The sequence below is a fragment of the Nonomuraea sp. MTCD27 genome, from assembly GCF_041950495.1.
Lineage (GTDB): Bacteria > Actinomycetota > Actinomycetes > Streptosporangiales > Streptosporangiaceae > Nonomuraea.
The window spans coordinates 28,766-43,226 of sequence record NZ_JBGNUW010000040.1 but is presented as its reverse complement, the minus strand read 5'-3'; the positions used below and the strand labels follow the sequence as shown (position 1 = coordinate 43,226).

Below are 14,461 nucleotides of genomic sequence, written 5' to 3'. Positions count from 1 at the left end.
GCCCTCCGGGGATCTAGGGTGATCTCGTGCACCGGGTCAGGCGCGTCTCAATTCCGTGATAAGTGTTGACGTGTCTGGAGGTGAACATGAGTCAGGAAGATCCGTCGGGGTATCCGTACCAGCCTTATGGCGCCCCCTACGGTGAGCAGCCACCCCCGCAATACGGCTATGGCTACGGCTATCCCCCGCCCCGCCGCGACGAGGGCCCCAACGCCAACGCCATCGTCTCGCTCGTGCTCAACCTCCTCGCGGTCGTCTCGTGCTGCAACGTCCTCGGCATCCCCGGCGCGATCCTGGCCGGCCTCGCGCTCGGCAGGGCGCGCACGCAGCCGCAGACCGCCCGCACCATGGTCATCTGGAGCTGGGTCCTGTTCGGGCTGGGCTTCGTGCTGGGCATCGGCGGCTTCATCCTCCTGGGCATCAACGGCGCCTTCGACGACTGAGCAGACGGTCCTGAGGACTAATCCTGGCCCGCCCGTTGTTGGAGACTCGGAGCGGGGGAGCCGGGATCAGGAGACGATGGTCCTGTTGCGCCAGGCCCCCGTCTGAACCCCACGGAGATATGCCAGTGAGCGATGGACCGCTGATCGTCCAGTCGGACAAGACGCTGCTGCTCGAGGTCGACCACGAGCGGGCCGACGCCTGCCGTAAGGCGATCGCGCCGTTCGCCGAGCTCGAGCGCGCTCCAGAACACGTGCACACCTACCGCGTCACCCCGCTGGCGCTGTGGAACGCCCGCGCCGCCGGCCACGACGCCGAGCAGGTCATCGACGCGCTCATCGGCTACAGCCGCTACCCGGTGCCGCACGCGCTGCTGGTCGACGTCGCCGAGACCATGGCGCGATACGGGCGGCTGCGGCTGGAGAAGGACCCCGTCCACGGCCTCACGCTGACCTCCACCGACCGGGCCGTGCTCGAAGAGGTGCTGCGCTCCAAGAAGATCCAGCCGATGCTGGGCGATCGGATCGGCGCCGACTCGGTCGCCGTGCACCCGAGCGACCGGGGCAACGTCAAGCAGGCCCTGCTCAAGCTGGGCTGGCCGGCCGAAGACCTGGCGGGCTACGTCGACGGCGAGCAGCACCCGATCAAGCTGCTGCAGGACGGCTGGGAGCTGCGGCCCTACCAGCGCGAGGCGGCCGAGGCGTTCTGGAACGGCGGCTCCGGCGTGGTCGTGCTGCCCTGCGGCGCGGGCAAGACCATCGTCGGCGCGGCCGCCATGGCCCACGCCGAGGCCACCACGCTCATCATGGTCACGAACACGGTCTCGGCCCACCAGTGGAAGACCGAGCTGCTCAAGCGCACGTCGCTGACCGAGGACGAGATCGGCGAATACTCCGGCACGAAGAAGGAGATCCGCCCCGTCACCATCGCCACCTACCAGGTGATGACCACCCGGCGCAAAGGCGTCTACAGCCATCTGGAGCTCTTCGACGCCCGCGACTGGGGCCTCATCGTCTACGACGAGGTGCACCTGCTGCCCGCGCCGATCTTCCGGATGACCGCCGACCTGCAGGCCCGCAGGCGCGTCGGGCTGACCGCGACGCTGGTGCGCGAGGACGGCCGCGAGGGCGACGTGTTCTCGCTGATCGGTCCCAAGCGCTACGACGCGCCCTGGAAGGAGATGGAGAACCAGGGCTGGATCGCCCCGGCCGACTGCGTCGAAGTACGCGTGACGCTGACGGACGAGGAGCGGCTGGCGTACGCGATGGCCGAGTCCGAGGAGCGCTACCGCTTCTGCGCCACCACGCCGTCCAAGACCAAGGTCACCGAGGCGCTGGTCCGGCGCCACCTGGGTGAGCAGGTGCTGGTCATCGGCCAGTACATCGACCAGCTCGACGAGCTCGGCGAGCACCTCAACGCGCCGGTCATCAAGGGCGAGACCCGGGTCAAGGAGCGCGAGCGCCTCTACCAGGCGTTCCGCGACAAGGAGATCCAGGTGCTGGTGGTGTCGAAGGTGGCCAACTTCTCCATCGACCTGCCGGAGGCGGCCATCGCGATCCAGGTGTCGGGCACGTTCGGCTCGCGTCAGGAGGAGGCCCAGCGGCTCGGGCGGGTGCTGCGGCCCAAGGCCGACGGCGGGGGCGCGCGGTTCTACACGGTGGTCAGCAGGGACACGGTGGACCAGGAGTTCGCGGCGCACCGGCAGCGGTTCCTGGCCGAGCAGGGATACGCGTACCAGATCATCGACGCCGACGACGTGATGGGCGGGGTGTGAGGTTGTGATGCCCGGCCGCTCGCCCGAGCGGCCAGGCATTCAGCGTGGTGTCACGTCCACGAGACTCCGCGGGCCGACGACATTCGAACCACCCCCCTCACCTGCGTACTATCACGCCGCCTGCGACATACCCTCATGATCCGGCAAAGCCACCTGATATGCCCGATTTTTTCGGTATTCACAGGTTCATTGGAGCTTGCGGCCTATCGCACCAGTAGCCCTCCGAGGAACAGCACGCCCTCGGCCGCGACCCAGGCCAGCACCCCGGCGCCCATCAGACGGGTGAACGCCCGCGAATCGTTCCTCGACCACGGGAGCAGCCAGGCGGCCGCCGTGCAGCTGGCGGCGAGCGCGGCGAACAGCCCCGACACGGTGGAGACCGTGCTCAGGCGCCGGGAGCACGCCGAGGTGGCCTCGCCACCGGCGCAGAAGGCCTCCAGCCCCCACCCGGCGAACACCGACAACCCCCACAGCGCGGCGAGCAGGAAGCTCGCGATCGTGGGGATGATCGGCGAGAAACGGAGTTGGACCCGCACCACCTCCTGACCGTACCCCGGTAAATGCTTTGGAAGCTCGCGCGAGGCGCTATTAGACTGGCCGATTCGCTGCCTTGACCACCTCCGTAACGAACCAGGGAGGCGCTTCCGCATGCCCGCACACCAGCTGGCGCCCGACATACCCCCCGAGATGCCCACGGACGTACTCGCCGCCGAGCAGGCGCACCTGGCCGAGTCCAGGGCCGCGCTCAAGGCCATGCGCGCGCACGCCCAATCCCTGTCCGCGGACGCGGCGGGCGACTGGGTGTCGCAGCAGGTCCTCCAGTCCCTGCTCGACCAGCGCGTGGCCGCGCTGGCCGACCATCCGGACACGCCGCTGTTCTTCGGCCGGCTCGACCGCGCCGCCGGCGACGACCTGCCCGGCACGATCTACGTCGGCCGCCGCCACGTCCACGACGGCGGCAGCAAGCCGCTGGTCATCGACTGGCGCGCGCCGGTGTCCCAGGCGTTCTACCAGGCCAGCCCGACCGACCCGATGGGCGTCGTACGCCGGCGCCGCTTCGGCTACCACGGCGGCCACCTCACCGCGTTCGAGGACGAGCCGCTCGGCGAGGGCGTCGAGCTCGGCCCCTCGAAGATCCTCACCGACGAGATCGAACGCCCGCGCACCGGCCCCATGCGCGACATCGTGGCCACCATCCAGCCCGACCAGGACGAGATCGTCCGCGCCACGCTGGCCCAGACCGTGTGCGTGCAGGGCGCCCCGGGCACCGGGAAGACCGCCGTCGGCCTGCACCGGGCCGCCTACCTCCTCTACACCCACCGCGAGCGGCTGGCCAGGTCCGGCGTCATGATCGTCGGGCCCAACCGGGCCTTCCTGTCCTACATCTCCTCGGTGCTGCCCGCGCTCGGCGAGGTCAAGGTCGACCAGACCACCGTGGCCGGGCTGCTCGGCGAGCACACCGCGCCGGAGGACCCGCTCGTGGCGGCGGTGAAGGGCGACGCCAGGATGGCGGCGGTGCTCGAACGCGCGCTCTGGCTGCACATCGTGAAGCCCGAAGAGGGCCTGGTGTTCACGAAGGGCGCCTACCGCCACCGGGTGGCCGACTACGAGGTGCGCGAGATCGTGGCCTCCCTGCGCGGCACCACGCGGTACAACCCCGGGCGGGCGGCGCTGGCGCAGCGGCTGGCCCACATGGTGCTGGTCAGGATGGAGCAGCGCGGCGAGTCGCCCGACGACCGGGTGCAGGACGCGGTGGCCAGGTCGAAGCCGGTCAAGCAGCTCGTGGACGCGGTGTGGCCCAAGCTGGCGCCCGAACAGGTCCTGCACCGGCTCCTGTCCGACCCGGAGTTCCTGGCCCGCGCCGCCAAATCCGATTTGTCGCCTGACGAGCAGGAAATGCTGATTTGGCGGAAGCCGTACCGGAGCTGGAAGTCCGCGAAGTGGTCCGCCGCGGACGCCGCGCTCCTCGACGAGCTCCGCGACCACATGGAGCGCACGCCGTCGCTGGGCCACCTCGTGGTGGACGAGGCCCAGGACCTCTCCGAGATGCAGCTAAGGGCGCTCGGCCGGCGCTGCCGCAACGGCTCGGCCACCGTGCTGGGCGACCTGGCCCAGGGCACGACGCCGTGGTCGACCAGCTCGTGGGAGTCGGTGCTCGAACACCTGGGTCAGCGCGAGGGCGAGGTGACGGAGCTGACGCTCGGCTTCCGCGTGCCACGTGAGGTCCTCGACTACGCGGCCCGGCTGCTCCCGTCCATCGCGCCCGACCTGGCCGCGCCGCGCTCGCTGCGCCCCGGTCTCGGCTCGCTCACGGTCCGCCCGGGCGGCTCGATCGCGCAGGCCGCCCAGGAGGCGCTGGCCAAGGAGGGCTCGATCGGCGTCATCGTCCCCGACGCGCTGGTCGCCGAGGCCTCCCGTTCGCTGGCGAGTCTCCCCCACGCCGTGCTCGACCCCGACTCCGCCGAGGAACACCGCCTCCTGATCGTCCCCGCCACCCTGGCCAAGGGCCTGGAGTACGACCACGTCATCGTGGTCGAGCCCGCCGACATCGTCGAGGCCGAGCCCCGGGGCCTGGCCCGGCTGTACGTCGTACTGACCCGGGCGGTCACGTCCCTGACGGTGCTGCACGACAAGGCGCTCCCGGCACAGCTGGCGGCCTGAGGGGCGACGGGCGCGGCCGCTTCTAGGATGGCTGGGCAAGCAGCTCTCAACCTAGGAGGATGCCGTGCCCGCACCCCTTCCCCATGAACACCTGCCGTCGGCCCCCGCGCTCGTGGTCGAGAGCGACGACCTCCAGGACGGTGCCAGGCTCGACGACCTCCACGTCTTCAACGACTGGGGCATGACGGGGGGCAACCTGTCCCCCCACCTGCGCTGGTCCGGCGCCCCGGAGGGCACTCGCGGCTACGCCGTCACCTGCTACGACCCCGACGCGCCCACGGGCAGCGGCTTCTGGCACTGGGTCCTGTTCGACCTGCCGGCCTCGGTGACGGAGCTCCCCACGGGCGCGGGCACGGCCCCTGACTTCAAGGGCCTGCCGGAGGGGGCGACGCACGCCCGCAACGACTACGGCCTCAAGGCGTACGGCGGCGCGGCCCCGCCTCCCGGCGACCCGCACCGGTACGTGTTCACGGTGCACGCGCTGGGGGTGGACTCGCTCGGCGTGGACAGCGACGCCAGCCCGGCGGTGGTGGGCTTCAACATCACCGCCAACACCCTGGCCCGCGGCCACGTCATCGCCCACTACGGCGTCTGACCCCACCTGCCGCCGACCGCCCCCGAGCCGGTCGGCGGCACCCCCTTCCCAACGGGGCGGGCGGCCCCGCGCGGCGCTCGTCGCAGACCCGCACCCGCCCCGGCGCCGCGCCGAACGCGGGCCAGGCGGACGGCCCCGCGCTGCGGACGGCGCCGACCAAGCGTGTGACCTCGCGCTGCGAACGGCGCGGGGCGGGCGCACGACCTCACACCGCGCAAGGCGCCGACCCCGGCGTGCAGCCCCGCGCTGCGAAGGGCCACCCCCGGCAGCCCCGCACTGAGCGAGGCGCCGGCCCGGCGTCCCGCCCCGCACTGAGCAAGGCGCCGGCTTCGGCGTGCGGCCCTGCATTGTGCAAAGCGCCAGCCCGGCGTGCAGCCCCGCGCTGTGGGCAGCCGGCCCCGGCGTGCATCCCCCGCACCGGGCAAGGCGTGTGCGGGCGTGGAGGCCGCCGAGGGGGCACCTGGGCATCGAAGCGCCCCGCCGCGATGGGCGGGGCGCTTCACCGTGGGGCCGCGGCCGTGTGGCGATCAAGGTTGGCCGCGGCACCACAGGCACGGGACCGGACGACCGCCGGTGGGTCAGGGACCGCCGGGAGTCCGCGCTCGGGCCCCCGCTGTCACTCGACCACCACGGCGCCCGACGTGCACGCCATGAGCTGCGGCAGCAGCGTGTCGAGGAGCCCGATCCCCGTGGTCGTGTTCGGCAGGCACAGCGGCCCCTGAAGCTGGCGCAGGAGGCTGAAGTCGGCCTCGTAAACCTCGTCGGCGTGCGCCGGGGCCACCGTGGCGGTGGCGGCGGCCAGGGTCAGGACGGCGATGCCGAAAATACGCTTGCTGCGGGAAAGCATCCTCTACTCCTTCGTTGAGGCGAGTGTGGCCACCACCTTTCCTCACTCCAAGTAGTCGATCAATTGTGAAACGTAATGGCAGATAAACAAAAACAAGAGCGGCCCGGAAAAATCCGGGCCGCCCTTCGTACCAGCGACGAGAAAAGACCTAGAAGTCCATGTCGCCGCCGCCCGGCATGGCCGGAGCGGCGGGGGTCTTCTCGGGCTTCTCGGCGATGACGGCCTCGGTGGTGAGGAAGAGCGCCGCGATGGAGGCGGCGTTCTGCAGCGCGGAGCGCGTCACCTTGGCCGGGTCGAGGATGCCGGCGTCGAACATGTTGACGTACTCGCCGGTCGCGGCGTTGAGGCCCTCACCCGGGGTGAGGTTGCGCACGCGCTCGACCACGACGCCGCCCTCGAGGCCGGCGTTGACCGCGATCTGCTTGAGCGGCTCCTCCAGCGCCTTCTTGACGATGGCGGCACCGGTGGCCTCGTCGCCCGTGAGCTCGAGCTTGTCGAAGGCCTTGGCACCGGCCTGCAGCAGCGCCACGCCACCGCCGGGAACGATGCCCTCCTCCACGGCCGCCTTGGCGTTGCGGACGGCGTCCTCGATGCGGTGCTTGCGCTCCTTGAGCTCGACCTCGGTCGCGGCGCCGGCCTTGATGACGGCGACACCGCCGGCGAGCTTGGCCAGGCGCTCCTGGAGCTTCTCACGGTCGTAGTCGGAGTCGGTGCGCTCGATCTCGGCGCGGATCTCGTTGACCCGGCCGGAGATCTGCTCGGCGTCACCGGCGCCGTCGACGATCGTGGTCTCGTCCTTGGTCACGACCACCTTGCGGGCGCGGCCCAGCAGGTCGAGGGTGGCGCTCTCGAGCTTGAGACCGACCTCCTCGGCGACGACCTGACCACCGGTCAGGATCGCGATGTCGTTGAGCATGGCCTTGCGGCGGTCACCGAAGCCGGGAGCCTTGACGGCGACGGAGCGGAACAGGCCGCGGATCTTGTTGACGACCAGGGTGGCCAGCGCCTCGCCCTCGACGTCCTCGGCGATGATCAGCAGCGGCTTGCCCGACTGCACGACCTTGTCGAGCAGCGGCAGCAGGTCCTTGTTGGCGGAGACCTTGCTGTTGACGATCAGGATGTACGGGTCCTCGAGCACGGCCTCCATGCGGTCCGAGTCGGTGACGAAGTACATCGACGTCATGCCCTTGTCGAAGCGCATGCCCTCGGTGAGCTCGAGCTCCAGGCCGAAGGTGTTGCTCTCCTCGACGGTGATGACGCCTTCCTTGCCGACCTTGTCCATCGCCTCGGCGATGAGCGAGCCGATCTCGGCGTCGGCGGCGGAGATGGAGGCGGTCGAAGCGATCTGCTCCTTGGTCTCCACATCCTTGGCCAGCTTGGAGAGCTCCTCGCTGACCCGCTCGACAGCCGCCTCGATGCCCTTCTTCAGAGCCATCGGGTTGGCGCCGGCGGCCACGTTGCGCAGGCCCTCGCGCACCAGCGCCTGGGCGAGCACGGTGGCGGTGGTGGTGCCGTCGCCCGCGACGTCGTCGGTCTTCTTGGCGACTTCCTTGACCAGCTCAGCGCCGATCTTCTCCCATGGGTCCTCGAGCTCGATCTCCTTGGCGATGGAAACACCGTCGTTGGTGATCGTGGGAGCGCCCCACTTCTTCTCCAGCACGACGTTGCGCCCCTTGGGACCCAAGGTCACCTTGACGGCGTCGGCGAGCTGGTTCATACCGCGCTCGAGACCGCGCCGGGCGTCCTCGTCAAACGCGATCATCTTGGCTGCCATAAGGCTAGACCTCCCAGATGCAGGGTGGCTTGTCGTGGACCGAGCCGACGCCCGCGACGGCATGGGTCCGCATCTCCGTTCGGCAGACCCCATCGTCTCGATCCGAGTTGGCACTCTGCTGCACAGAGTGCCAACGAACTGTTTAGCACTCTACCCTGCCGAGTGCAAGCGAACGCCCCCTGCCCCCCTACTCCCGCCCAGGTCAGTGCGTCGGTACGGCGAGCCGCCCGGAGCGGCTCGCCGCACGCGAGTCGGCGAAAGAGAGGTGACGGTTCGCACGGACTGCGCTGCCGTGCGATCCCGCCCGGTGCATACCAGTGATGAAAATCAGACCGCGCGGACAGACTCCGCCTGCGGTCCCTTCTGGCCCTGCGTGATCTCGAACTCGACGCGCTGCCCCTGTTCGAGAGATCGGTACCCGTCCATCATGATCGCTGAGTAATGGACGAATACATCCTTACCACCGTCTACCGCGATGAAGCCGTAGCCCTTGTCCGCGTTGAACCACTTGACGGTGCCCTGCGCCACTTCCGACTCCTCTTACTGGTCTCCCAGATCTCGCCCATTCCTCCGCGGGACCTGTAATCGCATGACTTAACGGAAAATCAGCCAGACGATCGCCCTCGACCATACCTGTGGCAAGGGGTTTGGCAACAGAGTCAATCTGCAAATCGCGTATTTCTTCGCAGCGAAGACCCTTCAACGTTGAATTACCCCAGGAAAAGCAGAAGGCGCCCACTAGGGGCGCCTTCAAGAGTGTGCTCCGCGGGACTCAGCCGCCGGCAACCGCCGGGATGATGGAGATCTGAGTGCCTTCTGGTGCGGGAGTGTCGAGACCCTCGGCGAATCGGACGTCCTCTTCCCCAACGTAAACGTTGACGAAACGACGAATCTTGCCCGATTCATCCAGAATTCTCGCGCCGATCCCCGGGTAGTCAGAGTCCAGCTTGGCGAGCACGTCACGAAGAGTCGCACCCTCGCCACTCACCTCGGCGCTACCCCCGGTGTACGTGCGCAGAATGGTGGGAATCCGCACAGAAACGCTCATGGTTAAAGTCGCCTTTCCTGATTGTCAGACAGTCGCGCGGAACGCGTCGAGAGAGGGCCGGATCACGGCCGTGGGCGTGGCGTCGTCGCTGATCGCGTCGAGCGTCTTGAGCCCGTCACCGGTGTTCAGCACCACGGTCTCGGCCTCGGGGTCGAGCCGGCCGCTCTCGGTGAGCTTCTTCAGCACGCCCACGGTCACCCCGCCGGCGGTCTCGGCGAAGATGCCCTCTGTCGAGGCCAGGAGCTTGATCGCGGCCACGATCTCCGGGTCCGTGACGTCCTCGACGCCCCCTCCGGTGCGCCGCGCGATGTCCAGCACGTACGGCCCGTCGGCGGGGTTGCCGATGGCCAGCGACTTGGCGATGGTGTTGGGCTTGACCGGCTGCACGACGTCGTGCCCGGCCTTGAACGCCGTGGACACGGGCGAGCACCCGGCGGCCTGAGCGCCGAAGATCTTGTAGGGCGTGTCCTCCACCAGGCCCAGCGCCACCAGCTCCTTGAAGCCCTTGTCGATCTTCGTGAGCTGCGAGCCGGACGCGATGGGAATGATGATCTGCTCGGGCAGGCGCCAGCCGAGCTGCTCGGCGATCTCGTACGCGAGTGTCTTGGAGCCCTCGGCGTAGTAAGGCCGCAGGTTGATGTTGGTGAAGCCCCACTTGTCACCCAGGGGGTCGCCGATCAGCTCGGAGCAGAACCTGTTGACGTCGTCGTAGGTGCCCTCGATCCCGATCAGCTTCCCGCCGAACACGCGGGCCATGGCGATCTTGGCCTGCTCGAGGTTGGCCGGGATGAACACGCACGCGTCGAGCCCCGCCCGCGCCGCGGCGGCGGTGACCGCGCCCGCGAGGTTGCCCGTGGAGGAGCAGGAAAGCGTGTGGAAGCCGAAGTTGCGGGCCGCCTCGACGGCCATGGCGACCACCCGGTCCTTGAAGGAGTGGGTGGGGTTTCCCGAGTCGTCCTTCACGTAAAGGGACTTGATGCCGAGCGCCCGCCCGAGGTTTCCGGCCTTGACCAATTTGGTCCAGCCGGGGTTCATATTCGGCTTGGTGGCCACGTCGGCCGGCACGGGGAGCAGTGAACGGTAACGCCAGATGTTGGCCGGACCCGACTCGATGTCCGCGCGGGTCACGTCGCCGAAGGAGTAGGCCGCCTCAAGCGGCCCGAAACACTCCTGGCAGGCGAAGCTGGGACCCAGCGGGTAACGCGCGCCGCACTCGCGGCAGGACAGAGCTTCGGCGGGACCAAAGTCAAGCGACATGAAGCGAGGCCTTCCCTCATCTTCGCCCACGGCCACCTTGACCGCGAACCGGAATTGGCACCTTGTCCCGGTCGGCCTCGCAGGTCGCGAGTCGAAACCGGGAGGGTTGCCGGGGCTTCGCAGGGCCGGTCCCTCCACCCCTCTGGATGAGCAATATGCAGTTGTTGAAAAGGACTCTACCCGCTTAAGTGGCCGAAATTACCACCCGTCTCACCATGCGAGACGGGTGGTCTCAGCGATAGTCCTCACCCAGCACGCCCTGAACGTATTTGCGGGCCTGGTGGATGCGTGACTTGGCGGTGCCCAGCGGGATGCCGAGCTGCTCGGCCACCTCGTTGTAGTCCAGCTGGACGATATCGCGCAACACCAGCGCCTGCGCCAGGTCCGGCTTGTCGGCCTCCAGCGCCTCCATCGCGTCGAGCAGGTCGAGCCGCGAGCCCGCGATCACGCTGACCCGTTGCACGTCGGGCTTCTGCATCGGCAGTTCGTCCGAGCTCTGCTCGGCCGCCCGCCGCTTGAGCGACCTGTACGTGGTCCGCGCGCAGTTGGCCGTCACGATGTGCAGCCAGGTGCTGAACCTGGCCCGCCCCTCGAAGCGCCCGATGTTGCGCGCCACGGCCAGCAACGTATCTTGCGAGGCCTCCTCGGCGTCCTGGTGATAAGGCAGGATCCGGGCGCAGTGTCGCATCACATCCGGCTCTATCCGCGCCAGGAGCTCGCCAAGTGCGCGATGATCTCCAGCAGCGGCGGAGCGGGCGAGTTCCTCGGTTAGCTCATCAAGCGCCATAGCTGGGATCCTATGATCGAAGGGAGCCTTGATGAACAGCGTCCTGCTGGCCTCGAACAGAGGTCCGGTCTCCTTCACCGTCTCCGACGGCGGCGAGCTGACCATGAGGCGCGGCGGCGGCGGCCTGGTCTCGGGGCTGTCGGGAGTGGCCAAGGACGACGGCGTGCTGTGGATCTGCGCCGCGCTGTCCGACGGCGACCGCAGTGCCGTACGCCTGGCCTCCGGCGGCCGCATCGACCACGCCGGCTACGACACGGGCCCCCTGCGGATGCTGGACATCCCGCCCGCCACGTTCCACCGCGCCTACAACGCCGTGGCCAACTCCACCCTGTGGTTCATCAACCACCTGCTCTACGACATCCCCAACTCGCCCAACTTCGGCACGAGGTTCGCGCGCGAGTGGGAGTCCTACCGCGACTACAACGGCGCGTTCGCGCTGGCGCTGGCCGAGGAGGCCGGGCACGGCGCGCGCGTGATGGTGCAGGACTACCACCTGACGCTGACCCCGGCGATGCTCCGCGCCGAGCGGCCCGACCTGCGCATCGCCCACTTCAGCCACACGCCGTGGGCGCCGCCCGAATACTTCTCCCTGCTGCCCGACGAGGTGGCCGGCGAGGTCCTGGAAGGCATCCTGGGCGCCGACCACGCCGGGTTCCTCACCGACCGGTGGGCGCAGGCGTTCATGGACTGCTGCGAGCGGCTGCTCGGCGCGGAGACCGACCGCGTCGGGCGCAGCATCACCTACGACGGCCGGACGACCCGCATCGGCGTCCACAGCCTGGGCGTGGACGGCACGGCGCTGTGGGAGCGGGCCTGCGAGCCCGACGTCGAGTCGCACATGACCGCGCTCAGGGAGCAGGTGGGCGACCGCCGGCTGATCGTCCGCATCGACCGCACCGAGCTGTCCAAGAACATCACCCGCGGCCTGATCGCCTACCGCGAGTTCCTGGCGGCGCACCCCGAGTGGCACGGCAAGGTGGTGCACCTGGCCTTCGCCTATCCCAGCCGGCACGACCTGCCCGAATACCGCGAATACACCGCGTCGGTGCAGCGCCGGGCCCAGGAGATCGAGGCCGAATACGCCACCGAGGACTGGGACCCGGTGATCCTCAACGTCAACGACGACTACCCGCGTTCGCTGGCCGCGTACCGGATGGCCGACGTGCTGCTGGTCAACCCCATCCGCGACGGGATGAACCTGGTGGCCAAGGAGGGCCCGGTCCTGTCGGAGCGGTGCGCGCTGGTGCTGTCGCGGGAGGCCGGGGCCGCCGCCGAGCTGGGCCCGCACGCCCTCATGGTCAACCCGTACGACATCAGCGGCACGGCCGTCGCGCTGCACGACGCGCTGGTCATGCCCGAGGACGAGCGGCGCATGCGCCGCGACAAGCTGCACGCCGCCGCGACCGCGCTGCCGCCGCAGAAATGGCTCGCCGCCCAGCTCGACGCGCTCGCCTGACGCTCTCGCCTAGCATGGGAGCGCGACCGCGTCCCTCTGTCCCGCGGGAGGCTGCCGGGTGACCACGGTCTTACCGCCCGTCCGACTGATCAGAGACCGCCCGACCTGGCTCGTCTACCTGCTGCTCAGCACGTTCGCCACCTACCTGTACGGCCTGAGCGCCGCCCTGCCGCTCCTGCGCGCCGACCAGCGCACGTCGGCCACCGTGGCCGGCCTGCACGGCACCTCCATGGCCCTGGGCACGATCGCGGCCGGGCTCCTGCTCCCCCTGCTGACCCGCAGGTTCGGCCGGCGCGCGACCAGCTGGATCGGCCTGGCCGGGATGAACGCCGGCCTGCTCGTGGTCCTGCCCACCGACGCCCTGGCCCTGACCCTGCTCGGCTACGGCGTGGCCGGCGGCTTCAGCTCGATCCTGCTCTACACGTCCATGGCGGCGCTCAGCGACCACCACGGCCCGGCCGGGCCCGCGGCGATCAGCGAGGCCAACGCGGTCGGCGTGCTCGTGGGCATGGGGATGACGTTCGGGCTCAGCGTGGTCGCCCAGACAGCGCTCGGCTGGCGGGCCGCGCTGCTGCTCACGCCGGTCGCCAGCGTGCTGCTCGCGCTGGCCATGGGCCGGGTCTGGCCCGACCGGCGGGCCGCGGGCCCCGGCGCGGGCACGGAGGCCGTCGCCCGGCCCGGCTGGCGCTTCCACCTGGCGGGCCTGGTGCTCTTCTGCTGTGTGGCGCTGGAGTTCAGCTTCAACCTGTTTGCCGCCGACCTGTTCGCCGACCGTACGGGGCTGAGCGCGGCCACGGCGGCCACCGGGCTGACGGCGTTCGTGGCGGGGCTGGCGGCGGGCAGGTTCGCCGGGGCGCGTCTGGCGCTGCGCCTGCCGCCCACGCCGCTGTTCGCGGGGGCGCTGGCGGTGACGTTCGCGGGCTGGCTGCTGTTCTGGCTGAGCACCCAGCCGGTGCTGTCCTACGCCGGGCTCGTGGTCTGCGGGCTCGGCGCCGCCCTGCACTTCCCACTGGCGCTGTCCGCGCTGATCGCCGGCTCCGGCGACCGGGCGGACCTGGCGGCGGCGGCCTCGCCCATCTGGGCGGGCGCCGCCATGGCCGTCGGTCCGCTGGCGCTCGGCGCCCTCGCCGACGGCTTCGGCACCAGGACCGCGTTCCTGATGGTGCCGGTGCTCATCGGCCTGGCGGTCGCCGGGGTGCTCAGTTCCAGTCGGCGTGCTTGAGCGTGTCGGCCAGGCCCGGCGTGTTCCACTGGTCGACCACCAGGATCCTGCTCTGCGGCAGATACCACTCGCGCTGGGTGAAGTGGGTCCGCACCTTGGTCCCGGCGTCGGAGTAGGAGACGCAGGTGGACTTCCAGGCGTTGTAGGCGGCCTTGTGTCCCGGCCCGACCTGGCGCAGGCCCCTCGTCACCTTCGGGCCGATGAGCTCGTACCACTTCCGGTTGAAGGGGCAGGGTTGCACGTCCGTCGCCGTGTAGAAGGGGCGCTTGCCGGTGTAGGGATTGAAGCCCTCGGCGCCCTGCTTGATGTATTTGGGACCGAAGACGTAGAAGGCGTCGCACTCGGGCGTGCCCCATCCCTGCGCCTTGCCGCACTTGCCGGTGACGACCTGGACCGCGTCGGTGCCGGTGCCGTACACCTTCCACTGGATCGGGATGTAGAGGGTCAGGCCGTTGCGCAGCTTGAGCTGCTGGGCGGGAGCGGCGCTCGCGGGCAGGGCGGTGGCGAGGAGGGTGGCCGCGGCGACACCCGCGGCGGCGAGAAGGGCAGAGTGACGCTTGTGCATGCGCCCGACCCTAGAGATCGCGACTTGCAGACCA

The 14,461-nt window shown here is 69.7% G+C and carries 14 protein-coding genes and 1 riboswitch; of the genes, 6 read left to right on the top strand and 8 right to left on the bottom strand.

Annotated elements, in window-relative coordinates; translation table 11 throughout:
* The first annotated feature begins 86 nt into the window (after positions 1-86).
* The gene (locus ACBJ59_RS59280) at positions 87-443 is read left to right on the top strand and encodes a DUF4190 domain-containing protein (RefSeq protein WP_364117029.1); all 357 of its coding nucleotides are present in this window, start codon (positions 87-89) and stop codon (positions 441-443) included.
* 119 nt (positions 444-562) lie between these two features.
* Positions 563-2,215 (top strand): DNA repair helicase XPB, encoded by a 1,653-nt coding sequence (locus ACBJ59_RS59275; protein ID WP_375118753.1) that lies wholly within the window; start codon positions 563-565, stop codon positions 2,213-2,215.
* 203 nt (positions 2,216-2,418) lie between these two features.
* Here ACBJ59_RS59275 and ACBJ59_RS59270 read toward each other — a convergent pair whose 3' ends face one another.
* Complete coding sequence (locus ACBJ59_RS59270) at positions 2,419-2,754, bottom strand: hypothetical protein (protein ID WP_375118752.1); 336 nt, start codon at positions 2,752-2,754, stop codon at positions 2,419-2,421.
* A gap of 109 nt (positions 2,755-2,863) precedes the next feature.
* Here ACBJ59_RS59270 and ACBJ59_RS59265 point away from each other — a divergent pair, with 109 nt between their 5' ends.
* Together ACBJ59_RS59265 and ACBJ59_RS59260 are read left to right on the top strand one after the other, a co-directional pair.
* Entirely contained in the window at positions 2,864-4,876 is a 2,013-nt protein-coding gene (locus ACBJ59_RS59265; RefSeq protein ID WP_375118751.1) for a HelD family protein, read from the top strand.
* Between the two features lie 64 nt (positions 4,877-4,940).
* Positions 4,941-5,471: a YbhB/YbcL family Raf kinase inhibitor-like protein gene (locus ACBJ59_RS59260; protein ID WP_375118750.1), complete on the top strand. Its 531-nt coding sequence runs from the start codon at positions 4,941-4,943 to the stop codon at positions 5,469-5,471.
* Between the two features lie 616 nt (positions 5,472-6,087).
* Here the strand turns inward: ACBJ59_RS59260 and ACBJ59_RS59255 are convergent.
* The 6 genes from ACBJ59_RS59255 to ACBJ59_RS59230 form a co-directional block, all read right to left on the bottom strand.
* On the bottom strand, positions 6,088-6,318 hold the full coding sequence (locus tag ACBJ59_RS59255) for a hypothetical protein (RefSeq protein WP_375118749.1): 231 nt from the start codon (positions 6,316-6,318) through the stop codon (positions 6,088-6,090).
* Between the two features lie 148 nt (positions 6,319-6,466).
* Positions 6,467-8,092 carry a chaperonin GroEL gene (groL, locus tag ACBJ59_RS59250; protein ID WP_375118748.1) on the bottom strand — a complete coding sequence of 542 codons (1,626 nt, stop codon included), beginning with the start codon at positions 8,090-8,092 and terminating at the stop codon, positions 6,467-6,469.
* 327 nt (positions 8,093-8,419) lie between these two features.
* The gene (locus ACBJ59_RS59245; RefSeq protein ID WP_068927743.1) at positions 8,420-8,620 is read right to left on the bottom strand and encodes a cold-shock protein; all 201 of its coding nucleotides are present in this window, start codon (positions 8,618-8,620) and stop codon (positions 8,420-8,422) included.
* 244 nt (positions 8,621-8,864) lie between these two features.
* Positions 8,865-9,140, bottom strand: coding sequence for a MoaD/ThiS family protein (locus ACBJ59_RS59240; RefSeq protein ID WP_138711816.1), 276 nt, complete (start codon positions 9,138-9,140; stop codon positions 8,865-8,867).
* Positions 9,141-9,164: 24 nt separating this feature from the next.
* Positions 9,165-10,397: a threonine synthase gene (gene thrC / locus ACBJ59_RS59235; protein WP_375118747.1), complete on the bottom strand. Its 1,233-nt coding sequence runs from the start codon at positions 10,395-10,397 to the stop codon at positions 9,165-9,167.
* A gap of 13 nt (positions 10,398-10,410) precedes the next feature.
* A riboswitch (SAM riboswitch) is annotated at positions 10,411-10,550 on the bottom strand.
* A gap of 79 nt (positions 10,551-10,629) precedes the next feature.
* Positions 10,630-11,184: an RNA polymerase sigma factor gene (locus ACBJ59_RS59230; RefSeq protein WP_375118746.1), complete on the bottom strand. Its 555-nt coding sequence runs from the start codon at positions 11,182-11,184 to the stop codon at positions 10,630-10,632.
* 31 nt (positions 11,185-11,215) lie between these two features.
* Here ACBJ59_RS59230 and ACBJ59_RS59225 point away from each other — a divergent pair, with 31 nt between their 5' ends.
* Positions 11,216-12,640: a trehalose-6-phosphate synthase gene (locus tag ACBJ59_RS59225; RefSeq protein WP_375118745.1), complete on the top strand. Its 1,425-nt coding sequence runs from the start codon at positions 11,216-11,218 to the stop codon at positions 12,638-12,640.
* A 58-nt stretch (positions 12,641-12,698) separates the two neighbouring features.
* Positions 12,699-13,862, top strand: a complete 1,164-nt coding sequence (locus tag ACBJ59_RS59220; protein ID WP_375118744.1) for a sugar MFS transporter — start codon at positions 12,699-12,701, stop codon at positions 13,860-13,862.
* Here ACBJ59_RS59220 and ACBJ59_RS59215 read toward each other — a convergent pair.
* Positions 13,840-14,427, bottom strand: coding sequence for a hypothetical protein (locus tag ACBJ59_RS59215; RefSeq protein WP_375118743.1), 588 nt, complete (start codon positions 14,425-14,427; stop codon positions 13,840-13,842). The two genes, ACBJ59_RS59220 and ACBJ59_RS59215, sit on opposite strands and share 23 nt — an antisense overlap.
* Positions 14,428-14,461 lie beyond the last annotated feature (34 nt).

What these genes read in the sequence shown, in the direction of transcription:
- ACBJ59_RS59225 (WP_375118745.1), top strand. Translation starts at nt 11,216, where the DNA reads ATGAACAGCGTCCTGCTGGCCTCGAACAGAGGTCCGGTCTCCTTCACC.
- thrC (WP_375118747.1), bottom strand. Translation starts at nt 10,397, where the DNA reads ATGTCGCTTGACTTTGGTCCCGCCGAAGCTCTGTCCTGCCGCGAGTGC.
- ACBJ59_RS59280 (WP_364117029.1), top strand. Translation starts at nt 87, where the DNA reads ATGAGTCAGGAAGATCCGTCGGGGTATCCGTACCAGCCTTATGGCGCC.
- groL (WP_375118748.1), bottom strand. Translation starts at nt 8,092, where the DNA reads ATGGCAGCCAAGATGATCGCGTTTGACGAGGACGCCCGGCGCGGTCTC.
- ACBJ59_RS59265 (WP_375118751.1), top strand. Translation starts at nt 2,864, where the DNA reads ATGCCCGCACACCAGCTGGCGCCCGACATACCCCCCGAGATGCCCACG.
- ACBJ59_RS59215 (WP_375118743.1), bottom strand. Translation starts at nt 14,427, where the DNA reads ATGCACAAGCGTCACTCTGCCCTTCTCGCCGCCGCGGGTGTCGCCGCG.
- ACBJ59_RS59255 (WP_375118749.1), bottom strand. Translation starts at nt 6,318, where the DNA reads ATGCTTTCCCGCAGCAAGCGTATTTTCGGCATCGCCGTCCTGACCCTG.
- ACBJ59_RS59230 (WP_375118746.1), bottom strand. Translation starts at nt 11,184, where the DNA reads ATGGCGCTTGATGAGCTAACCGAGGAACTCGCCCGCTCCGCCGCTGCT.
- ACBJ59_RS59275 (WP_375118753.1), top strand. Translation starts at nt 563, where the DNA reads ATGCCAGTGAGCGATGGACCGCTGATCGTCCAGTCGGACAAGACGCTG.
- ACBJ59_RS59240 (WP_138711816.1), bottom strand. Translation starts at nt 9,140, where the DNA reads ATGAGCGTTTCTGTGCGGATTCCCACCATTCTGCGCACGTACACCGGG.